12 protein-coding genes, 1 pseudogene and 1 riboswitch are annotated in these 10554 nt (G+C 68.9%); of the genes and pseudogenes, 5 read left to right on the forward strand and 8 right to left on the reverse strand.

Annotation, left to right across the window (positions count from 1 at the left end):
- Both KHA85_RS15075 and KHA85_RS15080 read left to right on the forward strand, forming a co-directional pair.
- On the forward strand, positions 1-394 hold a 394-nt coding region (locus KHA85_RS15075; RefSeq protein WP_213186428.1), incomplete at its 5' end, for a LysE family transporter.
- A 24-nt stretch (positions 395-418) separates the two neighbouring features.
- Positions 419-1606 (forward strand): MFS transporter, encoded by a 1188-nt coding sequence (locus tag KHA85_RS15080; protein ID WP_213186429.1) that lies wholly within the window; start codon positions 419-421, stop codon positions 1604-1606.
- A gap of 12 nt (positions 1607-1618) precedes the next feature.
- On the opposite strand, the gene ppc is transcribed toward KHA85_RS15080, so the two are convergent.
- On the reverse strand, positions 1619-4528 hold the full coding sequence (ppc, locus tag KHA85_RS15085) for a phosphoenolpyruvate carboxylase (RefSeq protein ID WP_236885769.1): 2910 nt from the start codon (positions 4526-4528) through the stop codon (positions 1619-1621).
- A 108-nt stretch (positions 4529-4636) separates the two neighbouring features.
- On the opposite strand from ppc, the gene KHA85_RS15090 reads away from it, so the two are divergent.
- A complete protein-coding gene (locus KHA85_RS15090) occupies positions 4637-5068 on the forward strand; it encodes a DUF4870 domain-containing protein (RefSeq protein ID WP_213186430.1) in 432 nt (143 codons plus the stop codon).
- Between the two features lie 143 nt (positions 5069-5211).
- Here KHA85_RS15090 and KHA85_RS15095 read toward each other — a convergent pair whose 3' ends face one another.
- Both KHA85_RS15095 and KHA85_RS15100 read right to left on the reverse strand, forming a co-directional pair.
- Positions 5212-5469 (reverse strand): type II toxin-antitoxin system RelE family toxin, encoded by a 258-nt coding sequence (locus KHA85_RS15095; protein WP_213186431.1) that lies wholly within the window; start codon positions 5467-5469, stop codon positions 5212-5214.
- 21 nt (positions 5470-5490) lie between these two features.
- Positions 5491-5736, reverse strand: coding sequence for a type II toxin-antitoxin system Phd/YefM family antitoxin (locus KHA85_RS15100; RefSeq protein ID WP_063973463.1), 246 nt, complete (start codon positions 5734-5736; stop codon positions 5491-5493).
- A gap of 62 nt (positions 5737-5798) precedes the next feature.
- Here KHA85_RS15100 and KHA85_RS15105 point away from each other — a divergent pair, with 62 nt between their 5' ends.
- Positions 5799-6026, forward strand: coding sequence for a hypothetical protein (locus KHA85_RS15105; RefSeq protein WP_213186432.1), 228 nt, complete (start codon positions 5799-5801; stop codon positions 6024-6026).
- Here KHA85_RS15105 and KHA85_RS15110 read toward each other — a convergent pair.
- Positions 6013-6384 (reverse strand): iron chaperone, encoded by a 372-nt coding sequence (locus tag KHA85_RS15110; RefSeq protein ID WP_213186433.1) that lies wholly within the window; start codon positions 6382-6384, stop codon positions 6013-6015. The genes KHA85_RS15105 and KHA85_RS15110 overlap by 14 nt on opposite strands.
- 172 nt (positions 6385-6556) lie before the next feature.
- A riboswitch (TPP riboswitch) is annotated at positions 6557-6666 on the forward strand.
- Here KHA85_RS15110 and thiC point away from each other — a divergent pair.
- Positions 6665-8407, forward strand: coding sequence for a phosphomethylpyrimidine synthase ThiC (gene thiC / locus KHA85_RS15115; protein WP_063973467.1), 1743 nt, complete (start codon positions 6665-6667; stop codon positions 8405-8407). Its footprint overlaps the riboswitch before it by 2 nt.
- Before the next feature lie 59 nt (positions 8408-8466).
- Here thiC and KHA85_RS15120 read toward each other — a convergent pair whose 3' ends face one another.
- The 4 genes and pseudogenes from KHA85_RS15120 to KHA85_RS18655 form a co-directional block, all read right to left on the reverse strand.
- The gene (locus KHA85_RS15120) at positions 8467-9096 is read right to left on the reverse strand and encodes a response regulator transcription factor (protein WP_213186434.1); all 630 of its coding nucleotides are present in this window, start codon (positions 9094-9096) and stop codon (positions 8467-8469) included.
- A complete protein-coding gene (locus tag KHA85_RS15125; protein ID WP_063973469.1) occupies positions 9093-9428 on the reverse strand; it encodes a sensor histidine kinase in 336 nt (111 codons plus the stop codon). Before KHA85_RS15125 ends, KHA85_RS15120 begins: the two co-directional genes overlap by 4 nt.
- A gap of 108 nt (positions 9429-9536) precedes the next feature.
- The gene (locus tag KHA85_RS15130; protein WP_213186435.1) at positions 9537-10097 is read right to left on the reverse strand and encodes an IS3 family transposase; all 561 of its coding nucleotides are present in this window, start codon (positions 10095-10097) and stop codon (positions 9537-9539) included.
- A 79-nt stretch (positions 10098-10176) separates the two neighbouring features.
- Positions 10177-10251, reverse strand: a pseudogene (locus KHA85_RS18655) (hypothetical protein); the annotation flags it as partial.
- Between the last annotated feature and the right edge of the window lie 303 nt (positions 10252-10554).

Raw genomic sequence — 10554 nt, forward strand, 5'->3', positions numbered from 1 at the left:
CGCCCGCACCGCTCCCGCCCCGCAGAATCCGCTACCCGGAGCCCGGATCCGCTACCGCGATAGGAGTAGCGGATCCCGACTCGGAGTAGCGGATCTGGTGCGGCGGGACGTCGCGCGCGGCCTGGCCACGAACCTCGCCAACCCCAAGGCCCTGGTGTTCTTCGGCGCCGTGCTCACCCCGTTCCTACACGACGAGGTCTCGGTGGCGTGGTCGGTGGCGCTCGTGGCGGGGATGCTCGCGGTGGCGCTCGCGTGGTTCGCCGGGCTCGCAGTGGTCGCCTCGCACCGGGCGGTCAACGAGCGGGTCGGGCGGCTGCTGCCGTGGGTCGACCTCGTGGCCAGCGCGCTGTTCGTGGCGGCGGGGGTGGCGTTCGTCATCGCCGCGCTCGCCTGAGACCCGCGGGTTAGGTTGCTGCTCATGGATTATCCGGTCGACCGCCGCAGCTGGGTGCCCGCCGCCCTCGCGGTGTTCGCGGTGGGCTGGGGCGCCAACCAGTTCGCGCCGCTGCTGCACCTCTACCGCGCCGAGCAGGGGCTCTCGCAGTCCGGCGTCACCGCGATCTTCAGCGTCTACATCGTCGGCCTGCTGCCCACGCTGCTGTTCGCCGGCCGGTGGTCCGACCGCAACGGCCGCCGCGTCCTCATGCGGCCCGTCCTCGTGCTCTCGCTGCTCGCGACCGTGGCCATGCTCCTCGGCCCGCAGCATGAGCTGTGGCTGTACCTCGGCCGGTTCCTCGCCGGCCTCGCCTCGGGCGCGGCGTTCGGCGCCGGCAGCGCGTGGGTGCGCGAACTGTCCGCCGGCGCCCCGCCCGGGACCGGCGCCCGCCGCGCGGCGATCGCCCTGACCGGCGGGTTCGGGCTCAGTGGCCTCGCGGCCGGCGTCGTCGGAGAGTTCGCCCCCGCGCCGCTGCTCTCGGCGTACCTGCCGCATCTCGTGCTGGGCACTGTCGCGCTGGTCGCGGCCTGGAACGCCGTCGACCCGTATGTGCCACGTCCCCGCGGCGGCACCGAATCCACGCCGCTCATCCCCGCCACCGCCGTCTCGCGCAGGTTCCTGCTGGGGGTCGCGCCCTGGGCGCCGCTCGTGTTCGGCTGCGCGAGCATGTCGTTCGCGGTGCTCGCCGACCTGCTCGGCGGCGACGCCGGCGGCCGGCCCACCCTGTACGCGGGCGTCATGGTGGGCGTGACGCTCGGCTCGGGGGTGCTCATCCAGCCGGCGATCCGGCGGCTCGCCGCGAACTCCGTGCCGTCCCGGCCGCCGATCGCGGGCCTCGCGGCGGCGTGCGCGGGCATGGCGGCCGGCGCGATCCTGGTGGCCTCCCCGGACCTGCCCGGCCGGGCGCTATGGCTCGTGCCCGTCGCGGTCCTGCTGGGCATCGGCTACGGCACCCTGCTCGTGGCGGGCCTGGTCGAGGTGGAGTTCCAGTCGGGTCCCCGCGATCACGCCGGGCTCGTCGCCGTGTTCTACGTCCTGGCGTACCTCGGCATGGGCACGCCGTACTTCCTCGCCGAGCTATCCCGGTTCGGCGGGCCGGTCCCGTGGATCGCGGGGCTCGCGGTGGTGTGCGCCCTGCTCATCCCGGTCACGGCCCGCCGCCTCCGCTAGCCGCCGCCTCCGCTAGCCCGAGTTGCGCAGGGCCGTGGCCAGGCCGTTCATCGTCAGCTGGATGCCGGTGCGCACGGCCGGGTCCTCGTCGCCCGCCCGGTAGCGGCGCAGCAGCTCGACCTGCAGCACGTTGAGCGGCTCGAGGTACGGGAAGCGGTTGCGCACCGAGCGGGCGAGCGCGGGGTTATCGTCGAGCAGCGTCTCCTGTCCGGTGATCGCCAGCAGCATCTCGCGGGTGAGCTCGAACTCGTCGGCGATCACCCCGTGGATCCGCCGACCCACCTCGGCGTCGGGCACGAGTTCGGCGTAGCGGCCGGCCAGGCCCATGTCCGCCTTGGCCATCACCTGCGCCATGTTGGACAGAGTCGTACGCAGGAACGGCCAGTCGTCGTACAGCCGCCGCAGCGTGGCCAGCCGCTCGTCGGCCGTGGTCCCGGCCGAACCGCCGCCGGCACCGTCGATCCAGCGCCGCAGGGCGGTGCCTACCCCGAACCAGCCGGGCAACATGACGCGCGACTGCGACCACGACAGCACCCACGGGATCGCCCGCAGGTCCTCGACCGACGACGTCTGCTTGCGCGAGGACGGCCGCGAGCCGATGTTGAGCTCGCCGATCTCCGCGACCGGTGTGGAGGTGGTGAAGTACTCGATGAACCCCGGATCCTCGTGGACGAGCGACGCGTACGCCTCCCGTCCGAGCGTCGCGAGCTCGGCCATCACGCCGTAGGCCTCCTCCGCGCGGTCGCCGAGGCCCTCGACGTCGAGCAGGGACGCCTCGAGCGTCGCCGCGACCAACGCCTCGAGGTTGCGGCGCGCCCGCCGCGGCTCGGAGTACTTGGCGGAGATGACCTCGCCCTGCTCGGTGATCCGCAGCGCGCCCTGCACGGCGCCCGGGGGCTGGGCGAGGATCGCCTCGTAGGAGTTGCCGCCGCCGCGGCCGACCGCCCCGCCGCGGCCGTGGAAGTACCGCAGGTGCACGCCGGCGCGGTCCGCGGCCTGCACCAGATCGCGTTCGGCCTGGTAGAGCGCCCAGTTCGCGGCCAGGTAGCCGCCGTCCTTGTTGGAGTCCGAGTAGCCGAGCATCACCTCGAGCACGTCCCCCTGCCCGCGGATGAGCGCGCGGAACTGCGGGATCGCCAGGGCGGCGTCGAGGATGCCCGGCCCGGCGGCGAGGTCGTCGATGGTCTCCAGCAGCGGGATGAGCCGCACACTCGACCGCGGCGCGTCCGGGTCGCCGGAGAACAGCCCCACCTCGCGCAGCAGCACGGCCGGCTCGAGCAGGTCGGAGACGGACCCACACATCGACACGATGTAGTGCGGCACCACGTCCGCGCCCAGCAGGTCCACGGCCGCGGCGGCCGCCCGCATCACCCCGAGCTCCTTCTCCGCCAGCTCGGACAGTTCCGCGCGCGGCCCGAGCAGCGGCCGGTCGTGCGAGAGCTCGCGCAGCAGCAGCTCCACGCGCGCGTCCTCGTCGAGCGCCGAGTAGTCCTCGCTCACGCCGGCCTTCGCGAACAGCTCGGTGAGCACCTCCTCGTGCGACTCAGAGTTCTGCCGCATGTCCAGGGCCTGCAGGTGGAACCCGAACGTGCGCACCGCCCACCGCAGGTCACGCAACCTCGGCGCCCGCAGCATTTCGGCCCCACACTCCCCGAGAGCCGCGTCGATGACCTCCAGATCAGCGAGCATCTGGGCCGGGGAGGTGTAGGCCTCGTCGTCGTCGTCGCGATTGTCGCCGTGGGCGGCGCCCGGCGCCGATCCGGGTGACGACGACGAGGTGGTCCCCCGCGCGGCGAGGCGACGCCGGACCACGCTCACGGCGCGGCGGAAGGGCACGTCCTTCCGGGCGGCTGCGAGCTCGCCCTCCTCCTCCCCGAGGGAGTCCGCGAGGTCGCGCAGCTCGGTGGGCACGTCCACGATGCGCCGCGACAGGGGCAGTTCCCGCTCGAGCATCCGCAGCTGGTGGGCGTAGTGCTGGTGCAGCAGCGCGGCGGCCTGCTCGGTGGCGAAGCGGACGACGTCGCCGGTGACGTACGGGTTGCCGTCGCGGTCGCCGCCGATCCAGGAGCCGGGGCGCACGACGGGCCGGTCGCCGCAGCCCAGGCGCTCGGCGATCTCGGCGTTGAGCGGCGGGATCACGTCCATGAGCGTGGCCTCGTGGTACTGCAGGCCGCCCAGGACCTCGTCCTCGATGCGGGGGCGTTGGCTGCGGATGATCGCGGTCTGCCACAGGGTGAGCACCTGGCGGCGGATGTCGGTCTCGACCTCGGCGAGCTCGGCGTCGGTGACGCGGTCCTGTGGCCCGGTCCGCAGCGCGTCGCGGCGGCGCATGAGGTCGAGCACGCGGCGGGTGATCTCGAAGACCGACCGGCGGCGCGTCTCGGTGGGGTGTGCGGTGAGGACGGGAACCACCCGGGCGGTGGTCCGGACAGTCTCGAGTTTGTCGGCGTCCGGCTCGGTCTTCGCGAGGCGGGCCCAGGTGGCCTCGAGATCTCCGTCGGGCGGCGGCGAACCGGCGGCCGTGTGGAGACGGCGACGCCGCTCCTGGTGGAGGTCCTCGGCCACGTTGGCCAGAAGCGCGAATAGGGAGAACGCCCTGATCACAGGAATGACGTCGGCGGCGGGCACGTCGGTGAACAGGGCGGCGACCTCGTCGCGGTCGGCCTCCGAGCGGCGGACGGCGAACGCGGTGCGCCGCGCGGTCTCCACCAGGTCGAATATCCGCTGGCCGGCCTGCTCGCGCACGGTGTCCCCGAGCAGGGCGCCGAGGAACCGGACGTCGTCGCGCAGGGGGCGGACGGCGTCCTCGAGCGGGTCGACGCCGTCGGGCGCGAGCTGATCGACGTCCGGCTGGTCTGCGCTCGGCTGCTCGGTCGGACGCTGGTCGGTCGGGCGCTGGTCGGACTGGGTGGTGTCGGCCATGTCCGCCACAGTAGGCGCGGGATATGACAAGTGCGTGAAACCTGGCCCGCCGCGGAAACCGGGGAGATCCCCGATGCGCGGGCGCCGATTCACGAGGAGACTGGGGCCATGACCCATCAGCCCGGTTTCTCCCAGTACGGCGACCCCCGGTACGGCGATCCGCGGTACGGCCAGCCGCCCGCGGCCGCGCCCGACGACCGCACGCCCGCGGCCCTGGCCCACGCGTCGAGCCTCATCGCGATGGCGCTGTCGGCCGGGTGGCTGTCGTTCGTCGGCCCGCTGGTGATGTGGCTGATCTACAAGGACCGCAGTCCGTTCGTCCGCCAGGCTGCGGCCGGCTCGTTCAACTTCAACCTCGGTCTGTGGCTCATGAGTATCGTGGGCTGGATCTGCATCATCACGGTGATCGGTATCCCGCTCGGCCTCATCCTCCTGGCGGTGTCGTTCCTCGCGCAGATCATCGGCCACGTCATCGGCACCCTCCGTGCGCTCAAGGGCCGGACGATCAACTACCCGTTCCAGTTCAAGGTGCTGCGCTAGAGCCGCTGGTCTGCTTTCAGCGCCGCATCGACGCTGGCCGGGGCGCTGCCGGAGGATGTCGAGGATGAATTTGAGTACGTGGGCGGTGGAGCATTCGCGTGGTGGAACCCTCACTATGATCGTGAACCAGCGTGGGGATGGGGTCACGTGTAGACGTCGCTGCGGTGGCCGATACGTAGTACGAGTACAACGAGGGCGTCGTCTTCGATGTCATAGATGATGCGATGGTCACCGACCCGGATGCGGAGTTCGCCGTCACCTCCGGCGAGTTGGATCGCTCCGGGCGGTCGCGGTGTCCCGGCCAGCGCCTCGATCGCCCGGACGATTCGCTTCTGCTCGGTGGGATGAAGTTTGCGCCGGGCTGTGGCAGCCGAGGGCTTATAGGAGATCGAATAGGGCATCAGACAAGCGGGGGCGCTGGTCTACAGGCCCAGTTCCGCCATGAGGTCTTCGTGGGAGATGCTGTCGTTCTCGCGGCGAGCGGCAGCCGCGGCTTTCACGTCGGCCTGATCTTCCAGGGCCTGTAGGGCGCGGTCGAAGAACTCCGGCGAGACGACAGCGGCGCGACGACGGCTGCCCCGGCTGAGAATCTCTACCGGCGCCCGCTGCGCGGCATCGAGTAACTCGCTCTGATGAGCGCGAAAGTAGCTCAGCGTCGTGGTGACCATGCCAACAGTAGTACGTCTTATACAACTAATGGCCCAGTTGCCTGCATGATCTCGAGTGGGTGGTGAGCTCCCTCGTCGTCGCCCTCGGACGGTCCGACGGCACCTCCAACACCACGGTGCGCGTGGTCGACTGGGTGACATACGCGGAGCCACCCTCGATCGCGATCCCGTTGGACACGCCGACCTGCGCGCGGCTCGACTATTGGTCTTCGACCTCGCCGGTCGCGGTGACCCGCGTCAGCCGGCCCGTCTCGCCGGTGACGATTCCGCGTGCGGTCACATCCAGTTGACGCCGTCGTGTTCGTGTTCGCGCACTCGGTACTCGATCATTCTGGTGAGGAGTGGGCGAGGCGGTGGGGTGCCGTATGGCAGGGCGACGGTGCCTTTGCCGGTGCGGTACTGGGTGAGCTCGGCCTCGAAAGCAGCTTTGGTGGATGGGGTGAAGGCCATGCTGGCATGGGCCTTGTGACCGCTGAACATGAACAAGATGACGCCGTCGGGATGGACGTAGGCCGGGTGGCCCCACTTGATCTGCTCGACTCCATCGGGGACCGCCTCGCGGCTCAGGGCACGAAGCTCGCCGAGAAGGTGACGGCCGAGCGGCGGTGCTGCGTCGATGTACTCGTCGACGGTCGTTGGTTTCGGCATGGCCTCTCACCCGATCCTCTGATCTGATTCCGGAAGGGCCGGTTTGCACCGGTGGCCTTTGGTATGCGTTCCGTTTCTACTCCGCAGGAACCGGCGGTGCAGATGCCCCCGGTCAGCGCCTTCTCTCCGCTCGGCCGGGGTAGTGGCGGTTGTCGTGGGCTGTTAACGTCGGGTCTGTCCACACGGGAGCCCTAATGCAGGGGCTGAGATCGGGCTGAAGCAGCCTGCGACCGTCGAACCTGCCCGGGTAATGCCGGCGAAGGAAGTAGGAGCACCTTACATGAGTGCATCGAAATCGCGCGCACTGACGTATGTCCACGACACCGAACATGATCTCCGAGTGCCGGTCACCGAGATCGCCCTGGAGGATTCTCCGGGCGGGGCGCCGAACGCCCCGGTGCGGGTCTACCGCACAGCCGGCCCGGGCAGTGACCCGGTGGTCGGGCTCCCGCCGCTGCGGGCCGCGTGGATCCGGGGCCGCGAGGACGTCGAGGAGTACGAGGGTCGGGAGCGGAATCTGCTCGACGACGGCCGCTCGGCAATCCGGCGGGGTGAGGCCTCCCAGGAGTGGAAAGGCGCGACTCCGGTGCTTCTCCGGGGCAGAGAGGGCCGGACGGTCACGCAGATGCACTACGCCCGCGCGGGGATCATCACCGAGGAGATGCGCTTCGTGGCCTTGCGCGAGAACTGCGACGTCGAGCTGGTGAGGTCCGAACTGGCGGCAGGGCGGGCGATCATCCCGGCCAACGTCAACCACCCCGAAGCCGAGCCGATGATCATCGGCAGGGCCTTCCTGGTGAAGATCAACGCCAACATCGGCAACTCAGCCGTCACCAGCTCGATCGCCGAGGAGGTGGACAAGATGCAATGGGCCACCAAGTGGGGAGCTGACACGGTGATGGATCTATCCACTGGCGATGACATTCACACCACCCGCGAGTGGATCATCCGCAACTCGCCGGTGCCGATCGGCACCGTGCCGATCTACCAGGCTCTAGAAAAGGTCAACGGGCAGGCCAACGAGCTGACCTGGAAGATTTTCCGGGACACCGTGATCGAGCAGTGCGAACAGGGTGTGGACTACATGACGATTCACGCCGGAGTATTGCTGCGCTACGTGCCGCTCACAGCCGATAGGGTCACCGGAATCGTCTCCCGGGGCGGGTCGATCATGGCCGGTTGGTGTCTAGCCCACCACCAGGAGAACTTCCTCTACACCCACTTCGACGAGCTCTGCGAGATCTTCGCCCGCTACGACGTCGCCTTCTCCCTGGGCGACGGGCTACGCCCGGGGTCGATCGCCGACGCCAACGACGCCGCCCAGTTCGCCGAACTCGACACCCTGGCCGAGCTCACCGCCCGGGCCTGGGAGTACGACGTGCAGGTCATGGTCGAGGGCCCCGGGCACATCCCGCTGCATCTGGTGCGGGAGAACGTCGAGCGACAGCAGGAACTGTGCCACGGAGCCCCGTTCTACACCCTGGGCCCGCTGGTCACCGACATCGCGCCGGGCTATGACCACATCACCTCCGCGATCGGGGCCACGGAGATCGCTCGCTATGGCACGGCCATGCTGTGCTACGTCACCCCCAAGGAGCATCTCGGACTGCCGAACAAAGAGGACGTGAAGACCGGGGTCATCACCTACAAGATCGCCGCTCACGCTGCGGACCTGGCCAAGAACCACCCCGGAGCGGCCGAGCGAGATCATGCGCTGTCGAAGGCGCGGTTCGAGTTTCGGTGGCGAGACCAGTTCGCATTGTCTTTGGACCCCGACACCGCCGAGGCGTTCCACGACGAGACGCTGCCGGCCGAGCCGGCCAAGACCGCGCACTTCTGCTCAATGTGCGGGCCGAAGTTCTGCTCCATGCGCATCTCCCAAGACATCCGCAACCAGTTCGGTGGCGCCGAAGAGCAAGAAGCAATCGCCGGGATGCAGCAGAAGTCTGCCCAGTTCCGGGCCGCCGGATCCACTGTCTACCTGGACGCCCCCACAGTCCCCACGAACAGAGGGCCGCTCTAGCCCACCCATACAATGATCTTCGGGGCTTCGCTGCCCCCGGGTTGGAGGTGTCCAGGATTTCAGATCAATCCGAGATCGTTGGCCCGGGCCACAGCGGCGGTTCGGGATGAGACGCCGAGCTTGTGGAAGGTATGGGCAAGGTGGGTTTTCACTGTTGTCTCGGACATGTGCAGCGCCGCCGCAGCCTGGCGGTTGGTGGCTCCCGTGGCCACGGTCTTGAGGACGTCGATCTCGCGATCAGTGAGTCTTGGTTGCGGTGCTCGCAGTCGGCCTATGAGGGTCGCTGCAACGGTGGGGGAGAGTGCGCTTTCCCCGGCTGCGGCGGCGCGGACGGCACCTGGAAGCTCGTCCGGATCGGCGTCTTTCAAGAGGTAGCCGCAGGCTCCGGCCTCTACGGCGCCAAGGATGTCCGCGTCGGTGTCGTGGCTAGTCAGAACCAACACCTGGGGCGGGTCGGGAAGAGTACGAAGTATTGATGTCGCCCGGACTCCGGCAGTGGCGTCCCCGGCGAACCGAAGGTCCATCAGCACGACATCGATGTCGCCGATTCTGCAGCGATCCACAGCGGCGTCGGCCTGTCCCACATCTGCGATCACCTCGATCGAAGGGTCCGACGCCAATAACGCACGCAGGCCGGTTCGTACCACTGCGTGGTCATCGGCGATCAGAACCCGCACCGTGGGGGTCATTCCTGATCCTCCGTTTTTATAGTCGGTAGCACCGCACGGACCAGCGTGCCTTCGCCCACCCGTGAGCGCACGGATAGCGTGCCGCCCAGGTCGTTGACTCGACGTGTCATCCCCTCGAGGCCGAAGGAGGCGGCAGTGCGCGGGACGCTCGCATCGAAACCGCGGCCATCGTCGGTGACCTCGACCGTCACGGTGGCGGGGGAGTCAGAGAGGGTGATGGTGATCCGCTCGGGAACGCCGTGTTTGACCGCGTTGGTCAGCGCTTCCTGAACCACCCGAACGAGCACTGATGACAGTTCGGCAGTCGGCTTGGTTGCGAGGTGGACGTCCACGTAGACCGCGAGACCGGGGTTCTCAGCGCGGCACCTTTCGGCGATGCGTCGCAGAGCGGCCGGCAGCGTGTTCCCAACGTGTCAAGCCCGGGGTTTTGTAGAGGGTGGTTATCTGGCGTCGACGAGGTCGTCGACGGGTTCGGGTGACGGTTCGACCGCCGCGTGCTGTGCTTCGTATTCGGCGGGTGGGACGTAGCCGATCTCGCCGTGGATCCGGCGGTGATTGAACCAGTCGATGTACTCGGCGACGGCGATCTCAAGGTCGTCGATGTCTCGCCATGGCCCTTTGTGGCGGTTGCGGATGAGCTCGGCTTCGAACGGCGAGTTGAACGCCTCCGCGAGGGCGTTGTCGTAGGAGTCGCCGCGTGAACCCACCGAGGCCACCAGGTCCTGTTCGTCGAGCCGCTCGGTGTAGCGCAGCGCCCGGTACTGCACGCCGCGGTCACTGTGGTGGATCAACCCGCCCAGGTCGTCGCCGGCGTGGGTGCGCTGCCAGATCGCCATGTTCAACGCATCCAGCGCTAAGTCGGTGTAGAGGTTCTTGGACAGCTGCCACCCGACGACCATCCGCGAATAGACGTCGATGATGAACGCCGCGTACACCCACCCGGCGTAGGTGCGGATGTAGGTGATGTCTCCCGACCCACAGTTGGTTAGGTCGCTCGGCAACGAACTTGCGTTCCACCAGGTCAGCGGGCCGCTCGGTCTCGGCCTTCGGGCGGGTGGTCCGCGGGGACTTGGCCCGTTGGACCCCCTTGAGACCTTCGGCTCTCATGAGGCGTTCGACGGTGCAGCGGGCGACCTGGTGGCCGGCGCGGCCCATCTCCTTGGAACATCTTCCGGGCGCCGTACACGTGGTAGTTCTCCTCGTACATAGTGGTGATCGCGGCCGTCAGTTCGGCGTCGCGAACCGACCGCGCTGAGGGCGGCCGGGTCTTGGCGGCGTAGTAGGACGAAGGCGCGATCGCGGCGCTGGTCTCGGCCAGGGCGTCGCAGATCGGCCAGGCACCGTGTTCGTCCTTGTGGCGGTCGATGAACTCAACCTTCAGCGCTGTGGACGGTCCAGCTCCGCGATGCTCCTATGTCAAGTCTCGTCACGCGGCCGCCTGCAGAGCAGGGATCGGAG

Source organism: Dietzia massiliensis (assembly GCF_018390595.1).
In the GTDB taxonomy this organism is placed as follows: domain Bacteria; phylum Actinomycetota; class Actinomycetes; order Mycobacteriales; family Mycobacteriaceae; genus Dietzia; species Dietzia massiliensis.

Excerpts from the sequence above, each read along its gene's own strand:
- KHA85_RS15095 (WP_213186431.1), bottom strand. The coding sequence starts at position 5,469 with ATGCCCTATTCGATCTCCTATAAGCCCTCGGCTGCCACAGCCCGGCGC.
- ppc (WP_236885769.1), bottom strand. The coding sequence starts at position 4,528 with ATGGCCGACACCACCCAGTCCGACCAGCGCCCGACCGACCAGCGTCCG.
- KHA85_RS15080 (WP_213186429.1), top strand. The coding sequence starts at position 419 with ATGGATTATCCGGTCGACCGCCGCAGCTGGGTGCCCGCCGCCCTCGCG.
- KHA85_RS15090 (WP_213186430.1), top strand. The coding sequence starts at position 4,637 with ATGACCCATCAGCCCGGTTTCTCCCAGTACGGCGACCCCCGGTACGGC.
- thiC (WP_063973467.1), top strand. The coding sequence starts at position 6,665 with ATGAGTGCATCGAAATCGCGCGCACTGACGTATGTCCACGACACCGAA.
- KHA85_RS15100 (WP_063973463.1), bottom strand. The coding sequence starts at position 5,736 with ATGGTCACCACGACGCTGAGCTACTTTCGCGCTCATCAGAGCGAGTTA.
- KHA85_RS15110 (WP_213186433.1), bottom strand. The coding sequence starts at position 6,384 with ATGCCGAAACCAACGACCGTCGACGAGTACATCGACGCAGCACCGCCG.
- KHA85_RS15120 (WP_213186434.1), bottom strand. The coding sequence starts at position 9,096 with ATGACCCCCACGGTGCGGGTTCTGATCGCCGATGACCACGCAGTGGTA.